The organism is Agarivorans sp. JK6 (genome assembly GCF_045277145.1).
Lineage (GTDB): Bacteria > Pseudomonadota > Gammaproteobacteria > Enterobacterales > Celerinatantimonadaceae > Agarivorans > Agarivorans albus.
In genome coordinates, this window is record NZ_CP113525.1 from 2,370,339 (window position 1) to 2,394,658 (window position 24,320).

The following is a 24,320-nucleotide window of genomic DNA, read 5'->3' on the forward strand; positions in this document are numbered from 1 at the left end:
ACTATTCCTTGTGTATCATCCAACAATTATGAATTTGTTTATTACGTTCAAAATCAGGCGATAAAGACTGACTTGAAATATTCTTAACTTTAAGCCCCAGCTTTGCTAAGGCTTCGATATCCATTTTGAATTGGCGTTTATTGTTTGAAAAAATCAACTGTCCACCCGGGTTAAGCAAGCGCGAAACCGAGCCTAGCAAATCAACGTGATCTTTTTGTATATCAAACACTTCATCCATCTTCTTTGAATTAGAAAAAGTAGGTGGATCAAGAAAAATTAAATCCCAACGTTGTGATATTTGTGTTTTTAGCCAAGCCATACAATCAGCACGAATAAATTCATGTTTGCTAATAGGAAGCTGGTTTAATCTAAAGTTATCTTTTGCCCAGTTTAAATAGGTATTAGACATATCTACAGTCGTTACTTTAGACGCTCCACCAAGTGCTGCATGAACTGAAGCTGACCCCGTGTAAGCGAAAAGATTGAGAACCTTTTTACTTTGGCTGTGCTGTTGAATGTAATGCCGCATGTTCCGGTGATCTAAAAACAAACCAGTATCTAAATAATCGGTAAGATTAACGTAAAACTGAGCGCCATATTCTTGAACAACAAAACGCTCTTTTTCGTCGCTATTGCGTTCATATTGCTGGCGCCCTTTTTGTTGAGCACGTTGCTTAATTACTAACTTATCGTTAGCTACTAAATCACTTTGTAAAAGCCCGGTTAGCAAATCCATTAAACGACGACGCGCTTTTGCGGGTTCAATACTCTTTGGAGCTCGATACTCTTGTACAATCACATAGTCGTCGTAGCAATCTACAGCCACATTGTATTCGGGTAAGTCTGCATCATATAAGCGGTAACATGTTATGTTTTCTCGCTTGATCCATTTCTGTAGCTTTTTCTTGTTTTTTAGCAATCGGTTTACAAAGTCTTCCGCATATTTACGTTGCGTGCCCTGCCCACCTTCACCAATTTGATAGATTTTCAGCACACAGTTAAGTGCACCATTTAAAAACTTATATTGCTTGTCACTACGCAGGCGCAGATAGTCGAGTAGTTCTGGAGCGGCGGTAAACAGCGACAAACGCCAGCCAGGATAGTTCTCGCGTACGCTTGCACCAAAGGATAAGAATAAGCCGATAAGCTTAGTTAGTTCGCCGAGACGTTCACCATAAGGCGGATTAGACAAAATAAGTCCGGGCTCACTAGGCGCGGCTGGCAGATTCGCAGCATCATGAACATGTACTGAAATAATGTCACCAAGCCCAGCGCGCTCAATATTCGATTTAGCTAAGGTCACCATGCGACGATCAATATCGTAGCCGATTAGACGTTGCTTACAATTTGCTAAGCCATATTGGGCTCTGGCTTTGGCATCGTTTCGAATATCTTGCCAAGCAGAAGACGCAAAGTTGCGTAAGCGCTCAAAGCCAAATTGTCGGTTTAAACCAGGGGCAATGTCGGCTGCTTGCATAGCCGCTTCAATCAAAATTGTCCCGGAACCACACATTGGATCAATCAGATATTTTTCTTGCCAGTTGCTACGAACCGCTAAGGCCGCTGCAAGGTTTTCTCTGACTGGTGCTTCACCCTGTTCTAAACGATAACCACGTCGGTGAAGGGCTGCGCCAGATAAATCGATTGAAATGGCTAAATGTTTACCCGCTAAACGAACCACTATTCGCGCGTCTTCGTCGGTTTTAGCCACATTGGGGCGAACGCCTTCCAGCTTATTAAACTGATCAACAATGGCGTCTTTTACTTTAAGCGCACCAAACTGGCTATTATCTATATAGTGGTTTGTTCCAGTACAATGCACCGAGAACGTTTGATCTACGCTAAAGTACTTATTCCAACGTACTGAATAGGCTGCTTCATATAGCTCATCAACGTTTTCTGCTTGAGTCTCTACTAAGCGCAACAATATGCGAGAGGCAACACGTGACCACATACAAATTTTGTAGGCGGTTGGCCAGTCACAACTAAAGCTAACACCGGCTACTGTTTGTTTGCAGTTTTCTGCACCCAGCGCGGTAATTTCATCTAAACATAAGCTTTCTAAACCTTTAGCGGTCGAAGCGAAAAAATCTGCCATTTCGATACTCTATTTATTTAACCCGTGGATTATACCTGTTTTGCTAAGGATCAGTAGTAAAAGCCTCATTCGGATAAATAATCGGCACTTGGATAATTAAAACAAATAATCTCTTGTATTATCACTACTCTGTGCGTACTATGCGCTCCGCAATAACGGACGCGGGATGGAGCAGTCTGGTAGCTCGTCGGGCTCATAACCCGAAGGTCGTTGGTTCAAATCCGGCTCCCGCAACCAATTCTTTATTTAAGAATTGCTTAGTTCGAATAGCTAAGCCAAGCAACTATTCAAATCACTTAACTACTTTAGTTAAGACCGGACGCGGGATGGAGCAGTCTGGTAGCTCGTCGGGCTCATAACCCGAAGGTCGTTGGTTCAAATCCGGCTCCCGCAACCAATTCTTTATTTAAGAATTGCTTAGTTCGAATAGCTAAGCCAAGCAACTATTCAAATCACTTAACTACTTTAGTTAAGACCGGACGCGGGATGGAGCAGTCTGGTAGCTCGTCGGGCTCATAACCCGAAGGTCGTTGGTTCAAATCCGGCTCCCGCAACCAATTCTTTATTTAAGAATTGCTTAGTTCGAATAGCTAAGCCAAATAACTATTCATATCACTTAACTACTTTAGTTAAGACCGGACGCGGGATGGAGCAGTCTGGTAGCTCGTCGGGCTCATAACCCGAAGGTCGTTGGTTCAAATCCGGCTCCCGCAACCAATTCTTTATTTAAGAATTGCTTAGTTCGAATAGCTAAGCCAAATAACTATTCAAATCACTTAACTACTTTAGTTAAGACCGGACGCGGGATGGAGCAGTCTGGTAGCTCGTCGGGCTCATAACCCGAAGGTCGTTGGTTCAAATCCAGCTCCCGCAACCAATTCTTTATACTCTACAAACTAACAGCTGCTTAATCAGCATCCAGCCCTTAGTTAAAATCCATACAAGCCAATATTCTCGAGATGTACTCTTGTAGGTTGTTTAAGCACGAATAATGCTGCCTCAGCTAAATCACTTACTTGTAGCCACCCTGGCTTTATATCCGATTCACACTCAGGAGCAGGTACCTGTACCAAGCCAGGACACAAGCTATGTACTCTAATACCGTGCTCTCTTACTTCTTCTTGTAATGCTGCTGCTAAACCGAGCACTGCGAATTTTGCTGCGCAGTAAGGTCCAGCATTAGCATAGCCATTTTTAGCTGCTTGCGAAGCAATATTAAGGATAAAGCCACCTTGATTAGATTTCATGCTTGGCAATACTGCTTGGCTCATTAAAAAAGTGCCTTTGGTACAGGTGTCTACAACCAAGTCCCAGTCTTCTTCACTGCAATGTTCAATTGTTTCACCAACACCTAGTCCACTATTGTTTACCAGTATATCTACTTTGCCAAACTGAGTTATAACGTAGTCTTTTAGCGCTTGTACTTGTAGTTTGATGCGGATGTCAGCAGCATAGCAATGAACGCTTAAACCATAATCATTTTTTAGCTTGCTTACCGTTTGCTCAAGCTTGGTTAAATCTCTCGAGCTAATGACAACTTTAGCGCCCTGCTCCGCTAAGGCTTTTGCAATTGCCAAACCTATACCGCTGCCACCACCTGTTACTATTGCAACCTTTCCATTCACGCTGTCCATTTACATACCTTAGTTCGATTTAATGAAGTGAGTATTCTGCAAGTTTACTGGACACATTCAATACTATAGTGCTAGTTTTATCGTACTTTGGTACGAAGCAAACAAGGGTATTCGATTGAACGAGTTTTCCGATCGCCTAAAAGAATTAATGGGTGAACAAAGCGTTAGCGGCTTTGCCCGAAAAGTAGAATTAAATGAGAGCCTAATCAGGAAATATTTAAAAGGCTCAGAGCCAAGTCTGTCTAAAGCCAATCAAATCGCACAAAAAGCCAACTGTTCACTTGAATGGTTAGCTACCGGTGAAGGCTATCAATACAGAAAAGCAGAAGTAGTTGACATGGAAGCGCTTGAGAAAGCAGTTGAGCTCACTCTAGCGGCAGCTGAGCAGCACGATTTAAGCGTAGAAAATGAAAAAGTAATGAAGGTGATTGTGGCTACATATCAATACTTAAGAACAACACGTAAAAAGGATGGCTACTTTGATTTAGAAGAAGCAAAACCCTTTGTAAGATATGTGATGGGCTTATGTGGTTAAAAAAGAAGAGTTGCCAAAGCAACTCTTCTTTTTTGGTATTTACATTTAGAAGGTTTAAAACTCTTTGTAGTCGCGATACTTCACGTTAAAAAAGATAACGTACAATACCGGAACGATTAGCAAAGTAAGAACGGTTGCTACACCTAAACCAAACATTACCACCGCAGCCATAGACTCGAAGAACACATCCGAGATCAATGGTGCTACACCTAAAATGGTTGTTACTGCAGCCATACATACCGGCCTAACCCTACTTACAGTAGATTCAAATACTGCTTGGTAAACCTCTTTACCTGCAGCTATATCTGCACTGATTTGATCGAGTAATACAATGCCGTTTTTAAGCAGCATGCCCGATAAACTCAGCATTCCAAGTAATGCCATAAAACCAAATGGTTTTCCTAGGAACAGCAAGCCAGAGGTAATTCCAATTAATGCCAAAGGTACACAACACCAAATCACTAATGGCTTTTTAACCGAATTAAATAGGAATACCGTAATCAAGAACATGATTAAATAGCCCATCGGTAAAGATGCAAATAAAGCTTCTTGTGCATCACCCGAAGACTCGTATTCACCGCCCCATTGCAACTCATACCCTGGAGGCAAATCTAAAGCTTCTACCTGAGGTTTTACGATAGAAAACAATTCAGCTGGAAGGATGTCATATTCAAAGTCTGCATCCGCAAATATGGTTAAGGTACGCTTTTTATCGCGGCGTTGAATAATAGGGTCTTCAAACTTAACACTAAAGCCGTTCACTACTTGCTGAATAGGAATATAGCTATTTAAGGTTGGGCTCCAAATACGCAGGCTATCCAAAGAATCAATATCAACACGCTCTTCATCAGGCAAACGACCTACGATTGGCATTAAGTTTGTCCCTTCGCGGTATAGACCAAAACTTAAACCGGCAAAAGCAAATTCTAAGGTCTGGTCAACATCAGATTTGTTGATACCTAAGCGCCTTGCCTGTGTCTCATTAAAGTTAGGTTCTATGTATTTAACGCGGTCACGCCAGTCATGGCGAACATTCACAGTACCTGGAGTGTCATTGAAGATCTTTTGAATATCTGCCGAAATTGAGCGCAATACATCAGGATCGGCCCCTAGTACGCGTGCTTCTATCTTGGCATCTGTTGAAGGTCCAATTTCTAAATTCTTGAACTTAAACTGCGCCTGAGGAAACTGCTGTTCAACCCCTTTACGTAGCGATGACATAGCTGCCGCGGCAGTTTCTGAAGTGGTTGTACGTACCGCTATTTGGGCAAATGCACCATAGTTTTTCTCTGGCGAGTAGGTCAACATAAAGCGTTGAAAGCCTTTACCTACCGTAGATGACACAAATTCAACTGCGTTTGTATCTCGCGCCATTTGTTCCATATCTGAAACAGCTTCTCGTGTTTCTCTAATGTCAGTACCTTCTGGCATCCATACATCGATTAAGAATATTGGTGTAGAAGATGGTGGGAAGAATGATTGTTTTACGTAACCAAAGCCCACAATAGACATAACAAAAAGTACAACAATTACAATTACGGTGGGCCATTTGAAGCGTAGACAAAAATCTAATAACACTTTGTAGGTATTAAAGAATGCTCCTTTGTAGGGGTCACTGTCTTCACCTTCAACTTGCTTATCGCCTTCTTTGCCAAAGAACAACTGGGCAAAAAATGGAGTAATGGTAATCGCGGTAATCCAAGACAAAAACAACGAGAACAACAACACGTAGAACAACGATGCCGCAAATTCACCGGTAGAATCTGGAGACAAACCAATTGGAGCAAAGGCTGTAATGGCGATAATTGTTGCGCCTAGCAACGGCCACATTGTTTGCCCTACAATTTCTTGAGACGCCTTTAAGGTACTTAAACCTTTCTTACGCCCCATCAGTATGCCTTCCACAACAACAATGGCGTTGTCGACTAACATTCCAAGCGCGATGATTAATGCGCCAAGGGAAATCCGTTGTAATTCAATCTCCGCTTGCTTCATTAAAATAAATGTTCCTAAACAGGTTAAGAACAAAATTAGTCCAATCAGGATACCGCTTTTAAGCCCCATAAAGACTAAAAGCACAACCACCACAATCGCTACCGCTAAAATGAGGTTCCAAACAAAAGAGCTCACGGATTTATCAACTTCTTGAGGCTGGTTATACATTGAATCGATGGTCATACCGGCTGGACGTGCGTAGTCGATTTCTTGCAACTTAGCTTCAATCGCTTTACCAACTTCTACAACGTTAACTCCACTGGTAAACGACACGCCGATGTTGATGGCTTGGTTTTGATTAAAGCTAACCAAATTACTTGGAACTTCTTCGTAGCCACGGGTAATGGTAGCTACATCTTTTAAATAGATAAGCTTGTTACCTGTTGTTCCCGGAATAATCAGGTCACCAAGTTCTTCTACAGATTTAAACGAACCTGTTGGACGAAGGGTAAGCTGGTCTCCTGCAATTTTAATATTACCTGCCGAAGTAACCATGTTTTGTGAATTTAACAAACTGGTAATTAAAGCAGGATCAAGGTTAAAAGTTGCCATCTTTTGCACCGAGATTTCTATAAACACTTGCTCGGTTTGCGCGCCAGCTAAAGTTACTTTACCAACACCAGGAACTAGTTCTATTTCCCGACGAACGTAATCAACATAATCTTGAATATCTTTGTAGGCGTAGTCTTCTCCAGACACCATATACATAATGCCGTATACATCGCCAAAATCGTCATTAACTAATGGTGTAGATACGCCTGGCGGTAACTGAGGTGCCATATCACCTACTTTACGACGTAGCTCATCCCAGATTTGCGGTAGTTCGTCGGGACCATAAGTCCGCTTCATGGTAACCGTAATTTGCGACATACCTGGCGTGCTTAAAGACACGATGTCATCTACATAAGGTAACGCTTGGATGGCTTTTTCTACCGGGTAAGTCACTTCCTCTTCCACTTCGGTAGAGGTAGCCCCAGGGTACATAGTAACAACCACAGCATCTTTAATAGTAAACGGTGGATCTTCTAACTGCCCTAAGCCGGTAAAGGATAAAATACCGCCAATGAGAAGGATAAGCGTAAACATCCAACTGATTATTGAGTTTTTTACGAAATAGCCTGCAATATTCATTGGTTATCCTTCTTTAACACTACTTTTTGACCTTCTACTAAACGATTTGCACCTAAAGAAACGATGGTATCGCCATCTTCTAAGCCTTGTTCAATCTCTATCATATCGCCTGCTATGGTGCCGATAACGACCTCCTGCATTTCTACAGTTTGATCGTCTTTATAACGCCACACTACGGGACGTTGCTGACTAATCGTGGAACCATCTGGCATTATCACTGCCGCCAAAGGAACCAAGTGATCGCGATTATAGGTATAGGTCATATCTGCCAAATCAATAGAGACCTTAGCTTGCATACCTTCTAGCACTGCGTAATTGGGATCATAAGGAACCAGCATGGTTGCTATGTAACTCCTACTCGCGCTATTTTTCTCAAGGTTCAATTCGTAAGGTAAGCCTTTAAATTCTTTCTCGGGAAATGCTTCAAACCCTACGACTATATCTATTTCAGAAATTCGCCTTTTACCAAGTTTTGCTACGGAAATAATCATATCCGGTAGTTCTACATCCACCTCAACGTAATCAACTTTATGCATACTGAGTACCGCTGAACCTGGCTGAACATTCACAAATGAATCTGCAAACACATCACCAACAACGCCATCAAACGGCGCTTTCAGCTCGGTGTAATCGAGCATCAGTTTGGCTTTTTTGTAATCTGCTGAGGCAACCAAGTATTCGGCGCGCATTTTGTCGTATTCGCTTTGTGATAATAGCTTTTGCTCAAGTAAGGCTTTTGCGCGTTCAAATTGTTGTTTAGTAAGCGTTAATCTAGCTTGGCGGTCGTCAACCACAATCTGGTAATCGCGTTTGTCTAACTCTGCGAGTAAGTCACCTTTTTTGACAGGCTGTCCTTTTTTAACAGGAATGGTTTTAATTTCCCCGTCTACACGAAAAGATAAATCGACCAAGTCGTGCGCGCGAGCAATGCCATTAAAGTTTCGGTCTACCGAGTTTGAAGTCTCTGGTAGTTTGAATACATCGACAACTTGCGAAGATTCTTCTACTGCTTTGTCTGAACCACAACCGATTAACAACGAGGCCAATAAACCACTTAAAAGTTTTTGTTTAAACTGCATTTTATAATCCTCGTTCCTTAACCCACTTAACCGCAGGTTGCCCGTCACTAAGCTCTGACGCGCCCGCTATAACAAGCCAATCACCATCATTTAAACCTGAAGTAATGGCATCGTCTTCTAGCTCAACTTGGGTTTTAGTTACGGTTTGCTTTTGGTCATCCCAAACAAATACAAAGTTTTTACCATCTTCTTCCACTAGGCTGCCTGCTGGTGCGCGCACAAGTTTAGAGCGGCTCTGACCCGTTGATTTAATTTGAACATTGGTGGCCATGCCAGGGAAAATATTAAGTTCTTCGGGAATAGGTAAAGTGACAACAATGGTATAACTACCTGTTGATGAGTCTGCGACTGTTGATAGCTCTTTTAACGCAGCTTGATACCACTGCTCTCGACCTTGGAACTGCACACTAATAATTGGTTGCGGCTCGCCTTTACGCCTAGCATCTTGAAAGTTTCCAATCAAACTTTCAGGTAGCTGAAAGTTTACGTCAACGGTGGACTCTGTTTGTAAACTTAGAACCTTTTGTTTTTCATAAACAAATTCAAATTGCTCAGCGTATTTGCTGGCTATTAAACCATCGTAAGGCGCTAGAACTTGGGTATAGCTCAAATTAACTTCGGCTTTATCTAAGGCCGCTTGGCTGATGGTGTATTCACTTTTAGCCCGGTCGAAGTCGCTACGAGAAATTACACCTCGGTCAACCAGTTGATTTGCTCGGTCGAATAGAACTTTTGCAAGATAGAAATTCGCCTTAGCAACTTCTAACTCTTGGTTGTACATTGCAGGGTCTAATCTTGCTAAGGGCTGACCAGCTTTTACCGCATCGCCAGGCCTTACCAATATTTCGTCCAATCTGCCGGCGACTTGAAACGACAATATAGCTGTATCTGAGGCAAAGGTTTCTCCAGGTAACGTTCTTACCCGAGCGCCGTCGCCAATCTCTATTTGTTTTACCTTAACCGGTCTCAGATGGTTTACTGTTGATTCAATGGGGTCTTTATTACAGCCAACAAGCAAAAAACTGCTAAAAGCTATAACACTTAATACACTGGACGTTCTAAACAACATAGAGATCCCTAAGTTAATTTACCAATACTTATTCAACGTTAGACCTATAAAGGCTAATCATCAAAATATTTGAGCTAAATTAGACTACGAAATTCTATAAAGTTCAGATTGTTAGCAAATATCGTTATTTGCTTGTGGTGAGATCAATTTTTAAGCGAGAATTTCACTTAAATTGATTTAGATTTAACCATTACGGTAAGTCGAGAGCTACATACCAAATCAGATTTTTGGTGGATATCTATTTGCCATACATGCAAAGTTTTGCCTAGTTTTATTGGTGATGCAGTAGCGAGCACTTCACCGTGCCTAACAGCTTTTAAGTGATTGGCATTAATTTCGACGCCAACTACCATAGCGTCTTTGCCAGCGACGCAATATGAAGCACAGCTGGCAAGGCTTTCTGCTAGCACCACGTTTGCACCGCCATGCAATAAGCCCATTGGCTGTTTTACTTTGGCTGTAACGGGCATTTTAGCAACCAGATACTCTTCACCAATTTCAGTAAACTCGATGTCAAGATAGGCGAGCATATTGCCCTCGCCCATCTTATTCAATCCAGCCAAGCTCATTGGCATATTCCAAATACTCAAGGCAGTAAACTCAACAACACTTGTAACGGATGCTTTGGTTTTTCACCCTCTAAGCGTTTTACTTGGCTTCGGCAAGAATAGCCTGTAACCATACAACGTTCTGTTGGTAAGCTTGCCATTTTTTGCTTCCAGCTCAACTCATAAATAGCTTTTGAAGTGGCTAACTGCTTAGCATCATGTCCGTAAGTGCCGGCCATGCCACAACAACCTACAGCGACATCTTCTAACTTACTGCCAAAGCGATTGAACACTTGCTGCCATTGCTTGAAAGCATCTGCTTTTAATGCTTTTTCAGTACAGTGACCGAATAGATACCAGGTACCCTTATCAGTCACTTGTTGGTTCTCAAATAAGCTTTTATCTAATGAATCGAGCCACTCTTGCACCACCAACACATCGAAATCACCTCGCGAATCGCCAAGCGCATGTTGATACTCATCGCGGTAACACAGTACTAAAGCAGGCTCAACCCCAACCATTTTTATACCTAGTTCACTAACTTGGTTTAAAAACGCGGCACTTGTTTGCGCAGACTTATTAAATTTACTCAAAAAGCCTTTAATATGCTGTGGCTTACCATTAGGTTTAAACGGTAACAGCACAGGATTTAACCCTAACTTTTTCGCTAACTTAACAAAGTCTTCAACCAACTCTGCTTCGTAAAAGCTGGTAAAAGGGTCTTGAACTACCAATACCGTCTTTTGTTTTTGTTCTTCGCTTAAACTTTGTAAAGCTTTGTAGTCATATTTAGTGGTTAAGCTTTCTGGCAACCGTTGAGCCAATGTAGGAAAGCTTAATGTCGGAATATCGACCATACCGATGGTTTTTTCTACCGCTATGCTTGCCCACTTAGGAGACATCGCGGTATTAAATAAACGCGGCGCTTTGGCCATTAAAGGCGCGTAACTCTCTACGTAAGCGACAAAATAATCTTTAAGCGGTCGTAGGTAACGCCCATGGTAAACATTTAAAAAGCGAGAACGAAAAGTAGGTACATCTACTTTAATTGGACACCCTGTTGTACAAGCTTTGCAGGCTAAACAAGTTTGCATCGCATCATATACTTCGTGGCTGTAGTCATACTCACCTTTAGATTTAGCTATGCTATTTCTAATTTTTAGCAAAATACTGTCTGGAGAAATGAACCTAGAGTTAAGCTTTTGCTCTTGAGCTAGCGGATCAACTTTTAACGCAGCTAACTGGCGAAGCCATTCGCGCATTAAGCCAGCCCGACCTTTTGGTGAATAACGGCGGTCTCCGGTAGCTTTAAATGAAGGACACATTGGACTACTTGTATCATAGTTAAAGCAAAGTCCGTTGCCATTACATTCCATTGCATTTTTAAAGCTGTCGCGTACCTCTATGGCTATTTCACGGTCATAAGCACCGCGTTTTGTACCATCAACAGAGACCAGTTGCTCTTCACTATGCAAAGGCGTGCAAATCTTGCCCGGGTTTATTTGGTTGTAGGGATCGAAAGCAGCTTTAATCTTCCGAAGCTCAGCGAACAGTTCTTGACCAAAAAACTCAGGACCATATTCAGAACGAAAGCCTTTTCCGTGTTCGCCCCACATTAATCCTTTGTACTTGGCGGTAAGTGCTACCACTTGATCCGAGATCTCGCGCATAAGGATTTCTTGTTCGGGGTCGCACAAGTCTAAGGCTGGACGAACATGTAATACGCCTGAGTCTACGTGGCCAAACATCCCGTAATGCAAACCTTTATTATCAAGTAACTCTCTAAACTCTACGATAAAGTCAGCTAAGTTCTCTGGTGGCACACAGGTATCTTCGGCAAAGGCTACCGGCTTAGCACTTCCTGCAGTATTGCCTAATAAACCAACTGCCTTCTTACGCATGTTGTAGATGGCATTAATGCTGGTTAAGTCATCACAACTTTGGAAACCAATAACACCTAGTTCGGTCACTCCCGTTTCCGATAAGGTCTCAATAAGATTACTGATTTTTTGTTGTTGAATGGCTTCATCATTTTCGGCAAATTCAACAATGTTGATGCCCTGCATTTCTTGCTCGGGTACATCACTAATTAACTCTCTAACGCTGTCCCAAACAACGTCTTGTTGCGCGAGGTTAAGTACCTTTGAATCGATAGTTTCAACCGATAAGGCTTGAGCAGCAACTAGGCTAGGAGCATGGCGTAATGCCGACTGAAAAGAATCATATTTTACTGTGACTAAGGTTCTAAACTTGGGGATGGGGGTTAAGTCCAGTTTAGCCTCAGTGATAAACGCCAACGAACCTTCCGACCCACACAAGATACGGGTCAGATCCACACTATCTTCTTCAGGTGAATAGGCATTTTTTAGATCATAGCCGGTTAAAAAGCGATTAAGTTTCGGAAACTTCTCTTCAACAAGCGAGCGCATATCAACACAGGCGTGCTTAACCGCAGCATAAATATCAGTTAAGGACTCTCGCTGCTGATCTAGGTGATCAACCCTAACTGGGTCAGTGTCAATTTCTTCGCCACTAGCTAGTACGGCTTTTAAGCCAATAACATGATCACTGGTTTTACCGTAAACCATCGAACCTTGACCAGAGGCATCGGTATTGATCATACCACCTAAGGTAGCGCGGTTACTGGTGGACAAATCAGGTGAAAAAAACAAACCATGCTCTTTTAACACGCTGTTGAGTTGGTCTTTTACGATGCCCGTTTCCACCCTAACCCAACGCTCTTCAACGTTAAGTTCAATGACCTTATTCATAAACTTAGATAAATCGACAACGATACCTTCGGTTAAAGACTGGCCATTGGTTCCAGTACCACCGCCCCGAGGGCTAAGTTTAATTGATTGGAAAGTTGAAGCAGACGCTAAACGGCTGATCTGCTTTATGTCGTTGCTTGTTTTTGGGAAAACGACTGCTTGTGGCAAATATTGATAAACAGAATTATCGGTAGCGACTGCTAAACGACTGGCGTAAGAAGTTTGAATTTCACCAGAAAAAGCCGATTGTTCAAGCTTCGCTAGATAATCTAAATACAGAGCCTCAAGAGAATGCTGAGGGCTTAACTTAGGGATCATAAATCCGTTGTCCCACTCTAAGGTATTAAAAATTGGAGGGATTATATCACGGGATCTAGTGCTTCAATACGTCTTTGATAGTAACAATGTGTTGTACTGCGTTTTGTTTACTAGCTAGCGTGAACGTAAAGTTAATGAGCTTTATAACAGATAATAAGCTAGTGATGCATCGTGAATTTAGAATCACTAGCTTTATCTGCTTATATCAGCCTATGAATTTTTTCTGCTTGGACAATATCTGATTGAGTCATTCTTTTTACTAACAATACTGCTCGTTGACCAATTGCTACCTTGTCATTAGGAAATACAATGGCTTTAGGGCCGTTACTAATAACTACTCGTTCACTTCCCTCTTTGGCAAGCTCATAACCTGTTTGGTATTCAGTAAAATTAGCTTGGCTTTGGTTGAAGCTAAAGCAAAAATCATCTTGATGCTTGTTAACCACATCACTCACTTCAAACAAGATCGCTTTGTTAGCTTCAAATTCTAATGAATCCATCTTGCTAGAACTAAGCAGTTGCTGCAGCGTAGAAACTAGTTGGTCTAACTTACTTAACACATTCTGACCAAAAGCATGAACTTTGCCTAGCTCAACGGTAAAAGCTACCGCATTGTATTTGGCACTTGAATGGTAGCTAAATGTTGATGCTGGCTCGTTTGAAAAAAGTACACAGTCCACTCCACAAGATTGCAACAGCGCTAAACTTGATTTTTTCCAAGGCTTACCATGGGTAAAGGGGTAAACGGCGAACTTTTCATGTTTTGAGCTTCTAATCGCGGTATGTAGATCTAAGTGATAGGCGGGTAAATGCTGATAGGCTTTGTAGAAACTGTCTAAGAGAGTTTCCAATTGATTAGCCCGTTCTACTTCATAGCAGCGCTCGTAATTTTTATGCTTACCTATAAACAAACGATTTAAGTTTACACTTAACTCTCTTTTAGCCTCAATCATCGCTGGAGGGTTACCAAAAATAACCAGCAAGGGTTGATCTAGCTTTATCTCCAAGGAAAAAATATCAGAAACTAATTTATCTAAGCATTCAATGGGCGCTGTTTCGTTGCCGTGTATTCCGGCAGACAACACAATTGCTCGACTAGATGTAGTCTCTTTAGGTTCGAATTGCAGTACACCAGGTGCTAATAAAATCACCTTAGTATTATTGGCTAATTCAAACTCAAAGGTGTCGGCGTTTTTTGGAGAGTTTAAGGTGAACGCTAGCAGACCCTGTTGGAGTAAAGCTGTTTTCGCCACATCTTGTCCTTAGATATCTTAGAAGTGGCCAATAGTATGCTAGTTTTTCACGCATAAAAAAAGGGAGACATTGTCTCCCTTTTTTAGCTAAGAACTAAGGTTCCTAGTTAGGCATAACTTTTTCAAGTTTCCAGATACGGTCTACGTAATCTTCAATAGAACGGTCTGAGTTGAACTTACCTACTGAAGCAGAGTTGATGATAGCCATCTTAGCCCACTTCTTCTGGTCACGGTAAGCAACGTCTACTGCAGTGTACTGAGTAGTGAAAGACTCGAAGTCTGCCAATACTAGGTACGGGTCACCGCCTTCTAGCAAGCTATGCTTGATTGAAGCTAGTTCACCAGGTGCACCAGGAGTGAAGAAGTCTGTTTCTAACCAATCTAGAACAGCTTTCAGCTCAGGGTTACCGTAGTAGTAATCCCATGGGTTGTAACCAGCAGCCTTAAGGGCTTTAACTTCGTCACAATCCATACCAAAGATGAAGATGTTTTCGTCACCTACTTCTTCACGGATTTCCACGTTTGCGCCGTCCATAGTACCTAGAGTTAGGGCACCGTTTAGAGCAAACTTCATGTTACCAGTACCTGATGCTTCGTAACCTGCAGTAGAGATTTGCAGAGATACGTCACCCGCTGGGAATAGTTTCTCAGCTAGCGTTACACGGTAGTTAGGCATGAACACAACTTTAAGCTTGTCTTTAATGCGTGGGTCGTTGTTCACTTTATCTGCAACTTTGTTGATTGCGTAGATGATGTCTTTAGCTAACTTGTAACCAGGAGCAGCTTTAGAACCGAAGATGAATACTTGTGGGCCCATATCGTAATCTGGGTTTTCAAGTAAACGACGGTAAAGTGCAAGGATGTGTAGAAGTGCTAAGTGCTGACGCTTGTACTCGTGTAGACGCTTAATAAGAACGTTGAACATTGCATCAGGGCTTACCTTGATACCACAAAGCTCTTCGATCTTGTCAGCTAGTTCTACTTTCTTCTCACGTTTAATCGCCATGAAGTTTTTCTGGAACTTAGCGTCGTCTGCAAATTTAGCAGCGCCTTTAAGCTCGTCTAGTTTTAGCGGCCAATCAGTACCAACGGTTTCGTTGTACATGTTAGCTAGCTGTTCGTTACATGCAAGCAACCAACGACGAGGAGTTACACCGTTTGTTACGTTAACGAAACGCTCAGGCCATAGTTCGTAGAACTCTGGGAATAAATCTTCTTTAACCAACTCTGAGTGCATTGCTGCAACACCGTTAGTTTTGAAACAAGTAACAACACATAAGAACGCCATGCGAACCATGCGAGTCTCACCTTCTTCAATAATAGAAAGGTGACGTTTCATTTCGTCGTTGCCAGGCCATTTAGCTTCAACTTCGTCTTCTAGGAAGCGACGGTTGATTTCGTAAATGATTTCTAGGTGACGTGGAAGTACTTTCTCGAACAAGTACACAGCCCATTTTTCTAGCGCTTCTGGCAATAGAGTGTGGTTTGTGTATGCGAAAGTTTCTTTACAGATAGCCCACGCGTCATCCCATACCAAGCCTTCTTCGTCGATAAGAATGCGCATCAACTCAGGAATAGCAACAGTTGGGTGAGTATCGTTCAACTGAATAACAGCTTGCTTAGAGAACTGAGAGAAATCGCTGTGGTTACGCTTGTAACGACGAATGATGTCTTTTAGTGAACAAGCACAGAAGAAGTACTGTTGGATTAGACGAAGTTCTTTACCAGCTTCTGACTCATCGTTTGGATACAATACTTTAGAAACAGCTTCAGCTTGAGATTTCTCAGATTGAGAATCGATGTAACCACCGGCATTGAAAACGTCCCAATCAAAGAAGTCAGCAGCTTTAGATTCCCACAAACGTAATACGTTTACAGTTTTAGCTTCGTAACCAACTACTGGGATATCCCATGGCACACCTTTGATTTGACGACCAGCATGCCAAACTTTGCGCATTTTGCCATCTTCGCCAAATACAGTTTCTACGTAACCGTATAGAGGAACTTCTTGAATTGATTCTGGACGGCAAATTTCCCAAGGGTTGCCGTATTCGCGCCAGCTATCAGGACGTTCGATTTGACGACCGCCTTGAATTTCTTGACGGAATAGACCGTGCTCGTAGTGGATACCGTAACCTACCGCTGGGTAGTTAAGAGTAGCCAAAGAATCGATGAAACAAGCAGCTAGACGACCTAAACCACCGTTACCAAGCGCCATATCAGGCTCTTCGTCACAGATGTCGTTAACGTCTTTACCAAGATCTGCCAATGCATCACGTGCAGCGCCAAAAACGCCTACGTTGTGCATGTTGTTCACTGTTAAACGGCCCATCAAGAATTCAAGTGATAGGTAGTGAACTGCACGAGAATCTTTCTCTGCATTCGCTTTAGAAGTTTCTGTTAAGCGTTCGAAAACTAACTCGTTTACTGCTGCACAAGTGGCTTTCCACCAAGCTTGATTGTTAGCACGAGCTTCGTCAGTACCACAAGTACTACGAAGATGTTTAACGATAGCATCTTTAAACTGATCTTTTGATAACGCTACTGTGTTTGTTGCTTTTGCCTTTTTAGCGGCCATGTGAATTTCCTTTGTATCTAACCTTTGTGGTGACATCTTCCAACGTAGCATTCGATGGTTAACCGAACAACAAATGCTACAAAAGACTGTATGTGCTCAAAAATCCGAGCTCATGTTACCGATGCGGAACGATATTATATACGTTCTACATCACATTTAGGTAAAAAAGCCTCTCTCAAGACTAAATTTTTATGCATTTTTTGGAAAAAATGCTTTTTCACTCAAAGAACCGAAATGAAGTGTAAAGAAAACCCGCCAAAAGCCCAGCATTTGAAAATGCTTTCATAAGTAAATCGGAAGCAATCTTGATCGGAATCAATTAATACGGGGCTTTTGACTCAAATCGTTCAAATTATAGACCTATACCATTGTAATGTGCTTTTGTAACAAAACTATTACAGAACTTGCAATTTGAAGCAGTTGGCATACGTTTTCAGGCGGAATTTATGCACAAAAAAAGGGTATTTATTCAATACCCTTCATTCGGTGCTTATAGATTATAGACCAGCTTTTGCCAATGCTGCAGAAACAATGGTTTGAGCTTCTTGTTCAATTAAGGCTAGATGCTCTTCACCTTTGAAACTTTCCATGTAAATCTTATAGATAGCCTCAGTTCCCGACGGACGAGCAGCAAACCAACCATTCTCGGTAACCACTTTTAGTCCACCAATAGCGGCACCGTTACCTGGTGCAGCAGTTAACTTGGCGGTAATCGTTTCACCAGCTAGAGTTTCTGCTTCTACCATGGCTGGGTCTAGTGCGCTTAACACTGCTTTTTGTTCAATGCTGGCTGGTGCGTCGATACGTTTGTAGCAAGGCTCGCCAAACTGTTCAACAAATCCCTGATAATGTTCGCCAGGATCTTTACCGGTAACAGCGATAATTTCTGCCGCGAGTAAGGCTAATATGATTCCGTCTTTATCGGTACTCCAAACCCCACCGTCTTTACGTAGGAATGATGCGCCAGCACTTTCTTCACCACCGAAGGCAATGCTGCCATCGAATAAACCGTCTACAAACCATTTAAAGCCAACTGGTACTTCTTTAAGTTCACGGCCTAGGCTAGTTGCAACACGATCAACCATTGAGCTTGATACTAATGTCTTACCAATTGCTGCATCTGCTCCCCACTGGCTTCGATGCGAGTACAAATAGTTAATCGCTACAGCTAGATAATGATTAGGGTTAAGTAAACCACTACTTTTAGTCACAATGCCATGGCGGTCGTAATCTGGATCATTAGCTACCGCTACATCGAACTTGTCTTTTAGTGCGATAAGGCTTGCCATTGCATAGGGAGACGAGCAATCCATGCGGATTTTGCCGTCTTTATCCAAGGTCATAAACGAAAAGGTTGGATCAACACGGTCGTTAACTACTTCAATGTCTAAACCGTAGGTTTCAGCAATTACTGACCAATACGCGATACCACTACCGCCTAATGGATCAACGCCAATTTTTACTTTGGCTTTAGCAATCGCATCCATATCTAACACGTTTGCTAAGTCGTCAACATAAGGCTTAATGTAGTCAATAGCGACAATAGAAGGTTTTGCGATAGCCTCGTCGTAACTAATGCGCTTAACCTCTTTTAAGCCATTAGCCAGAATTTCATTGGCGCGGTCTTGAACCACTTTGGTTACGTCACCGTCAGCTGGACCACCGTTTGGTGGGTTGTATTTAAAGCCGCCATCTTCTGGTGGGTTGTGTGAAGGTGTAATTACTACACCGTCTGCTTGTTCTTTACCTAAACGGTTGTAAGCCAAAATGGCGTGAGAAATAACTGGCGTTGGCGTGTAACCCAGTCCTTCTTGATAGCGTACTTCTACTCCGTTTGCTGCAAATACCTCAATAGCTGAACAAAAAGCTGGCTCTGATAACGCATGGGTATCTTTACCTATATATAAAGGACCAGTAGTTCCTTGAGCTAAACGATACTCTGCAATAGCTTGGCTTACTGCCAAAATATGGTTTTCGTTAAACGCTTTTTTGCTTGAGCTACCACGGTGGCCAGAAGTGCCGAATGCCACTTGCTGCTCTCGAACAGATACGTCAGGTTCTAATAGATAATAATCAGCCACTAAACGTGGAATGTTTGCAAGATGCTCAGCCTGAGCTGGCTTACCTGCTAAAGGGTGAATAGCCATTAATAGCTTCTCCGATGCTTAAGTTTAAGATAAAAAGTTAGACCGCTTCGCATAAGCGTTCAATTTGAAATTCTTGTAAGCCCATTTCACTGGCAACGTGCTGGAGGATATGCCTTTTACGCGCAGTATTGGTATTTGTGATCACCCAATAAGGACTGTTTGGAATAGCTTGAGGTTTGCTGGTTTTTCCAGAGGCCAATAAGAAGTCTTTATCTTGTGAGAAGTATTCACGCTTACTTCCTTTTAATACACAAGCTTTAGCAAACCGCTCACCATCAATAGTATAAAGACCAGAAAGCAAAGATAAGAAACGTTTAGTAGAACTGCCCGCTTCCGATATTTCAGAAAAATTGAAATAATTTAGAGGGTCAATATCGGCCACATCAGTTTGCGCTAGCGAATCAGTGTTTACTGCTTCAACTACTAGCTCTTGCTCAACGTTGGCCTCTTCGTTACTTACAACTAAATTTTCAGCCTGTGCTTGTTGTAAATCTTGGCCATCTACTTCCAGCAGTCGCCTAAGAATATCTGAGGCACTTTCACCAATGTGTTTAGTTTGGCTGGCAATGTATAAATACAAATCTTCTTCAATTTCTATCGTTTTCATCGTTTCTTTCTAGGATTGCAAAGCTCTTAACATAACTAATTATTATACATAGCAGCGTTAATAACTCACCAACAATCCGAATTAGATCCTTCGAAAGGCTAATTAGTGAACAAAGAAATGCCTTTCAAATACTTGTAGTAATAGAGCTGCAAAGGCAGACTAACAATTTTGTGACATTTGCGGAGCAACATTGTTGGACCTACATTATAAAGAACAAGGGCAAGGCTACCCTGTCCTGCTCATTCATGGGCTATTTGGCAGTTTGTCCAATTTAGGTTTATTAGCAAAGCACCTTACAGAGTTAACCTATCGAGTTATCAGTGTGGATACCTTAAATCACGGTTTGTCTCCTCGCTCAGATTCTATGGACTACCAACATCAAGCAAAAGCGATTAAAGCCTTATGTGATAAGCTTGATATTTCCCACTGCGCTATTGTTGGCCACTCCATGGGTGGCAAAATAGCTATGGCTACTGCGCAACTCTACCCCGATTTAGTTAACGCTATTGTTGTTGCCGACATTGCTCCTGTAGCATACCAACACAACCATGCTGCGGTATTTTCAGGATTAAATAGCTTTGATCCTAAAGATATAAACTCACGTAATGAAGCAGAGCAACTGTTAGCGAAGCATATCCAAGAAGCTGGCGTACGCCAGTTTTTACTTAAGTCATTAACGAAGACAAACCAAGGCTGGCAATGGCTATTTGATGTAAAGCAACTGGCGCTCTGCTACAACAACATCATCGGCTGGAAAGAGTTTGGGCAATTTAAGCGTCCCTGTTTGTTTATAAAAGGCGAAAACTCCGACTATATTGTGAATGAATATCAGCAAACGGTAAGTCAACAATTTCCTAAGGCCGAGCTCAAAATGATTGCCGGAACCGGACATTGGTTACACGCCGAAAAACCAGCTATTTTCAACCGTTTAACTGAGCAGTTTTTAGCCAAGCATATTTAACACCTTGTGACGCTTTATGGTATAGTGCGCGTCGAATTTTTATCTCAAGGATAGTGATGTTCGCAAAGCATATAGATCTTATAGAAAGCCTAGCGCTAAATATTGGCTTCGTTGTTCTATTTTTCTTTATCGGCATGGCTATTCAAGACGTATTAAAAAAAGGCAATGTACCTCCTTTCGGCCGCGCAATAGTATGGCTAGTATTGTTTTTGGGGTGTGCAGGCTTTATTGCAAAAGGGCTAATTCAGCTATCTTGGGAAGGCAGCGGCTTAGCTTAGACGGTTGTTTTATAATTAATGGCAAAACAAAATACAGATCGAACCACTATTGATCTATTCGCCAGTGAAAAAAGAGTTGGGCGACCAAGAACTAACCCTTTAGAGCGAAAAGATCAGTTAAAAACCAATAAGCGCAACCAGCTGAAACGCGATCGTGCAAATGGTCTTAAAAGAATCGAGTTGAAAGTAGAGCTAGCTCTCTTCGAACAGTTAAATCAATTGGCTACTGAGTCCGGCATAAGCCGCAGTGAGTTAATCGAAAAGATGCTAAACAAACAAGTTAGTCAATTTTCAACAAATCAATAGTTTGTATTACAGGTAACATTTATGGCGAGTGTAGGAATATTTTTTGGTAGCGACACCGGTAACACCGAAGCTGTTGCGCAAATGATTCAAAAAGAGCTAGGTAAAAAACTAGTTGAAGTAAAAGACATTGCCAAGTCTTCTAAAGAAGACATTGATGATTTTTCACTAATTCTATTGGGTATCCCCACCTGGTATTACGGTGAAGCTCAATGTGATTGGGATGACTTTTTCCCTGACCTAGAACAAATTGATTTTTCTGAGAAATTGGTAGCAATATTTGGTTGTGGTGACCAAGAAGACTACGCCGAGTACTTTCTAGACGCCATGGGCACTATCAACGATATTGTAGTAAATAAAGGCGCTACTGTTGTGGGTCATTGGCCAACAGAAGGCTACGATTTTGAAGAATCAAAAGCACTTGCAGATGATGCACACTTTGTAGGTTTAGGCATTGATGAAGATCGTCAACCAGAATTAACCCAAGAACGTGTTAAAGGCTGGTGTAAACAAGTTTACGAAGAAATGTGCTTAGCTGAATTAGCTGACTAAAATTACTGGGCGAAAGCCCAGTTTTTGTATCTGGCCCTCGTATAGTTGGCCAAGTTTATGCTTAACTTGGTTCAGAGGGAGAGCAAATTGTTTAAATACTTATTATTAATTTTAATTGGGATATCTAGTGTAGCTAGAGCCGATGTTTGGTTTTATGAAGACCAACATGGTGTGATGCACTTTGCTCAAGAAAAGAAAGGCTCTAAATGGCGTTTATTGATGCGAACGCCTAAATCGCTAGATCCCCCAAAAGCTAAATCATTACCTCAACGAGCACCCAGTGAGCGCCCATACCATCAATTAATTGTAGACAGCGCGAAACGTCATAAACTTGACCCTGCATTGGTACACGCTGTTGTGGCTACTGAATCAAACTATAAGCATGATGCAGTATCCCGTGCCGGTGCCATGGGCTTAATGCAGTTAATGCCGGCGACCGCAGAGCGTTTTTCTGTTACTGACCCTTTCATTCCAGAACAAAACATAGAAGCAGGTAGCCGCTACTTACGCTGGTTACTAGACGAGTTCGAATCGCTTCAACTCGCGCTAGCGGCTTATAATTCAGGTGAAAATACAGTTAAACGTTATGGCTTTACTATTCCACCGTATAAAGAAACACAAAACTACGTAACTAAGGTTATAGAACGCTACAAGAAAAACTTAAGTCTAATTCAGTAAAGCGTTCAGGCAACTTGCTTCAACTCAGGGCGATACTGCCGTTTAAGCCGGATATATAGCTTACGTTTTATAACCGCAACAACATTACCCTTCTCGTCAAAAACCTCTGTTGACACTTCAGGCTCAAATTTCTCTCCAGAAGCTGCCGCGTTCAAAATTGTTTCAATGAATGCTTTATCCAATTGGAACTTTGCAAACACTTTTGTTCGGCCAGGCGTTACAAACTTAATCGAAGATTCACTGTCCCAAATATGGTATTTGTTGCCTAAAATTGCCATTAACATCAGCGGATAAATAGGATCGGTCATCGCAAACATTGCTCCACCAAATTGAGAGCGGTTAGCATTTTTATTCCACCATCGAAATGCTAATTGAACTCGGCAAAAGTGAAAATCCTTGCTGAGTTGGGTGATCTTAATCCCAGAACCCCAAAATGGTGGCCAAAGATTAAGGACAGATCTCGCGACGTTTGCTCTTTTTAGTAGAATATCCATAAACTCAACTGGTCAGACATGTTAACAATAGGTTAATAAATATTTAACTGTGCTACAAGTTTTCTTATCAAGCTTTCTGTTTGTCATGTAAATCCGTATACTACTGGGCAGTTATGGAATGAATAACAGCAAGGGAAAAAATTTCACCTATGTCTGATAATAATTTAGCTCTAAAAAAAGCGGGCCTTAAAGTGACCTTGCCAAGAATGAAAATTCTAGAGCTGCTGCAAACGCCTAATAACCAGCACATTAGTGCGGAAGACTTATACAAGCTCTTAATTGATCAAGGCGAAGAGATTGGTTTAGCAACGGTTTACCGCGTACTTAACCAGTTTGATGATGCTGGCATTGTTACTCGTCACCACTTTGAAGGCGGAAAGTCGGTATTTGAATTAAATAGCCAACATCACCACGATCACTTAGTGTGTTTAGACTGCGGCAAAGTGATTGAATTTAACGATGATATGATTGAACAACGACAAAAAGATATCGCCGAAGAAAACAATATCAAACTGACTAACCATAGCTTGTACTTGTACGGCAACTGCACCAAAGCAGACTGCGAAAGCCGCGAAGATTAGTTTCTAAAAATACAGGTGATCTAATCACCTGTATTTACCTCCCCTATTTATTTAGCTGAATATCCCCAACGCACTACTAAGTCATTTTCTATGCCTATATGGTCAAGAATCCGCGCAGTTACATGTTCAACTAAATCTTGAATGGTCTCTGGCTTATGATAAAAACCAGGGTTGGCCGGCAGTATATCCACCCCCAACTTAGCTAACTTAAGCATGTTTTCTAAATGGATCGCCGAGAAAGGCATTTCTCTAGGCACCATTATCAACTTACCTTTCTCTTTGATTACAACATCGGCCGCTCGTTCAATAAGGTTATCTGAAAGCCCCATAGCAATAGAGGCCAACGTCCCCATACTACAAGGGCACACAACCATTGTTTTTGGAGCAGCAGATCCAGAAGCAACTGGTGAAAACCAATCATTTTTACCTGGTACAACAATTTGTCCGGGCTTAGCACTAAACCTTCCTTGCAAGAATGCTTGTGCTTTCTCTGGACTACTCGGCCACTGTTCATCAACTTCCGTAGCTAACACTACTTTTGCAGCACTAGAAACTAACAGGTGAATAGTAAACTGCTTTTTGACTAGTTGTTCTAATAAACACAGCACATAAGGCGCGCCTGAAGCGCCAGTAATAGCTAAAGTAATCTCTTTATTATTCATGATTTTAATGATGATTATCTCGTTATTGAAAACTCTAACTCATTCGAG

At 41.8% G+C, this 24,320-nt stretch carries 20 protein-coding genes and 5 tRNA genes; 12 read left to right on the forward strand and 13 right to left on the reverse strand.

Features of this window, described 5'->3' with window-relative positions; genetic code table 11:
* Nucleotide 1 precedes the first annotated feature (1 nt).
* Complete coding sequence (gene rlmKL, locus OV592_RS11065; RefSeq protein WP_406608620.1) at nt 2-2,098, reverse strand: bifunctional 23S rRNA (guanine(2069)-N(7))-methyltransferase RlmK/23S rRNA (guanine(2445)-N(2))-methyltransferase RlmL; 2,097 nt, start codon at nt 2,096-2,098, stop codon at nt 2-4.
* A 160-nt stretch (nt 2,099-2,258) separates the two neighbouring features.
* Between rlmKL and OV592_RS11070 the strand changes: the two genes are divergently transcribed.
* From OV592_RS11070 to OV592_RS11090, 5 genes are all read left to right on the forward strand, one after another.
* Nucleotides 2,259-2,335 (forward strand) — tRNA-Met (locus OV592_RS11070).
* Nucleotides 2,336-2,418: 83 nt separating this feature from the next.
* Nucleotides 2,419-2,495: transfer RNA gene (locus OV592_RS11075), tRNA-Met, on the forward strand.
* Nucleotides 2,496-2,578: 83 nt separating this feature from the next.
* Nucleotides 2,579-2,655 (forward strand) — tRNA-Met (locus tag OV592_RS11080).
* Between the two features lie 83 nt (nt 2,656-2,738).
* Nucleotides 2,739-2,815, forward strand: a tRNA-Met gene (locus tag OV592_RS11085).
* A gap of 83 nt (nt 2,816-2,898) precedes the next feature.
* Nucleotides 2,899-2,975: transfer RNA gene (locus OV592_RS11090), tRNA-Met, on the forward strand.
* Between the two features lie 52 nt (nt 2,976-3,027).
* Here OV592_RS11090 and OV592_RS11095 read toward each other — a convergent pair.
* On the reverse strand, nt 3,028-3,732 hold the full coding sequence (locus tag OV592_RS11095; protein WP_406608621.1) for an SDR family oxidoreductase: 705 nt from the start codon (nt 3,730-3,732) through the stop codon (nt 3,028-3,030).
* Nucleotides 3,733-3,847: 115 nt separating this feature from the next.
* Between OV592_RS11095 and OV592_RS11100 the strand changes: the two genes are divergently transcribed.
* On the forward strand, nt 3,848-4,267 hold the full coding sequence (locus tag OV592_RS11100; RefSeq protein ID WP_152784969.1) for a helix-turn-helix transcriptional regulator: 420 nt from the start codon (nt 3,848-3,850) through the stop codon (nt 4,265-4,267).
* Between the two features lie 54 nt (nt 4,268-4,321).
* On the opposite strand, the gene OV592_RS11105 is transcribed toward OV592_RS11100, so the two are convergent.
* From OV592_RS11105 to seqA, 9 genes are all read right to left on the reverse strand, one after another.
* On the reverse strand, nt 4,322-7,393 hold the full coding sequence (locus tag OV592_RS11105; RefSeq protein ID WP_406608622.1) for an efflux RND transporter permease subunit: 3,072 nt from the start codon (nt 7,391-7,393) through the stop codon (nt 4,322-4,324).
* Complete coding sequence (locus OV592_RS11110; RefSeq protein WP_406608623.1) at nt 7,390-8,472, reverse strand: efflux RND transporter periplasmic adaptor subunit; 1,083 nt, start codon at nt 8,470-8,472, stop codon at nt 7,390-7,392. Before OV592_RS11110 ends, OV592_RS11105 begins: the two co-directional genes overlap by 4 nt.
* 1 nt (nt 8,473) lies before the next feature.
* The gene (locus OV592_RS11115) at nt 8,474-9,541 is read right to left on the reverse strand and encodes an efflux RND transporter periplasmic adaptor subunit (RefSeq protein WP_406608624.1); all 1,068 of its coding nucleotides are present in this window, start codon (nt 9,539-9,541) and stop codon (nt 8,474-8,476) included.
* A gap of 167 nt (nt 9,542-9,708) precedes the next feature.
* Nucleotides 9,709-10,110 (reverse strand): hotdog fold thioesterase, encoded by a 402-nt coding sequence (locus OV592_RS11120; RefSeq protein ID WP_152784974.1) that lies wholly within the window; start codon nt 10,108-10,110, stop codon nt 9,709-9,711.
* A gap of 17 nt (nt 10,111-10,127) precedes the next feature.
* A complete protein-coding gene (locus OV592_RS11125; protein WP_406608625.1) occupies nt 10,128-13,178 on the reverse strand; it encodes an FAD-binding and (Fe-S)-binding domain-containing protein in 3,051 nt (1,016 codons plus the stop codon).
* A 200-nt stretch (nt 13,179-13,378) separates the two neighbouring features.
* Nucleotides 13,379-14,431: a succinylglutamate desuccinylase gene (gene astE / locus OV592_RS11130; RefSeq protein WP_406608626.1), complete on the reverse strand. Its 1,053-nt coding sequence runs from the start codon at nt 14,429-14,431 to the stop codon at nt 13,379-13,381.
* 103 nt (nt 14,432-14,534) lie between these two features.
* On the reverse strand, nt 14,535-17,009 hold the full coding sequence (locus OV592_RS11135; RefSeq protein WP_016403234.1) for a glycogen/starch/alpha-glucan phosphorylase: 2,475 nt from the start codon (nt 17,007-17,009) through the stop codon (nt 14,535-14,537).
* Nucleotides 17,010-17,506: 497 nt separating this feature from the next.
* Nucleotides 17,507-19,156, reverse strand: a complete 1,650-nt coding sequence (gene pgm / locus OV592_RS11140; RefSeq protein WP_016403235.1) for a phosphoglucomutase (alpha-D-glucose-1,6-bisphosphate-dependent) — start codon at nt 19,154-19,156, stop codon at nt 17,507-17,509.
* 37 nt (nt 19,157-19,193) lie between these two features.
* Nucleotides 19,194-19,763 carry a replication initiation negative regulator SeqA gene (seqA, locus tag OV592_RS11145; protein WP_406608627.1) on the reverse strand — a complete coding sequence of 190 codons (570 nt, stop codon included), beginning with the start codon at nt 19,761-19,763 and terminating at the stop codon, nt 19,194-19,196.
* Nucleotides 19,764-19,953: 190 nt separating this feature from the next.
* Between seqA and OV592_RS11150 the strand changes: the two genes are divergently transcribed.
* From OV592_RS11150 to OV592_RS11170, 5 genes are all read left to right on the forward strand, one after another.
* Nucleotides 19,954-20,724, forward strand: a complete 771-nt coding sequence (locus OV592_RS11150; RefSeq protein WP_406608628.1) for an alpha/beta fold hydrolase — start codon at nt 19,954-19,956, stop codon at nt 20,722-20,724.
* 56 nt (nt 20,725-20,780) lie between these two features.
* Nucleotides 20,781-21,002, forward strand: coding sequence for a DUF2788 domain-containing protein (locus tag OV592_RS11155; protein ID WP_016403238.1), 222 nt, complete (start codon nt 20,781-20,783; stop codon nt 21,000-21,002).
* A gap of 18 nt (nt 21,003-21,020) precedes the next feature.
* Nucleotides 21,021-21,308 carry a LexA regulated protein gene (gene ybfE, locus OV592_RS11160; RefSeq protein WP_016403239.1) on the forward strand — a complete coding sequence of 96 codons (288 nt, stop codon included), beginning with the start codon at nt 21,021-21,023 and terminating at the stop codon, nt 21,306-21,308.
* Nucleotides 21,309-21,329: 21 nt separating this feature from the next.
* The gene (gene fldA / locus OV592_RS11165) at nt 21,330-21,857 is read left to right on the forward strand and encodes a flavodoxin FldA (RefSeq protein WP_221077100.1); all 528 of its coding nucleotides are present in this window, start codon (nt 21,330-21,332) and stop codon (nt 21,855-21,857) included.
* Nucleotides 21,858-21,944: 87 nt separating this feature from the next.
* Nucleotides 21,945-22,535, forward strand: a complete 591-nt coding sequence (locus OV592_RS11170) for a lytic transglycosylase domain-containing protein (protein WP_152784980.1) — start codon at nt 21,945-21,947, stop codon at nt 22,533-22,535.
* A 5-nt stretch (nt 22,536-22,540) separates the two neighbouring features.
* Here OV592_RS11170 and OV592_RS11175 read toward each other — a convergent pair whose 3' ends face one another.
* Entirely contained in the window at nt 22,541-23,029 is a 489-nt protein-coding gene (locus tag OV592_RS11175) for a DUF4442 domain-containing protein (protein WP_406608629.1), read from the reverse strand.
* 149 nt (nt 23,030-23,178) lie between these two features.
* Here OV592_RS11175 and fur point away from each other — a divergent pair, with 149 nt between their 5' ends.
* Nucleotides 23,179-23,610 (forward strand): ferric iron uptake transcriptional regulator, encoded by a 432-nt coding sequence (fur, locus tag OV592_RS11180; RefSeq protein WP_016403243.1) that lies wholly within the window; start codon nt 23,179-23,181, stop codon nt 23,608-23,610.
* 47 nt (nt 23,611-23,657) lie between these two features.
* Here the strand turns inward: fur and OV592_RS11185 are convergent, their stop codons facing one another.
* Entirely contained in the window at nt 23,658-24,272 is a 615-nt protein-coding gene (locus OV592_RS11185) for a flavin prenyltransferase UbiX (protein WP_406608630.1), read from the reverse strand.
* Nucleotides 24,273-24,320 lie beyond the last annotated feature (48 nt).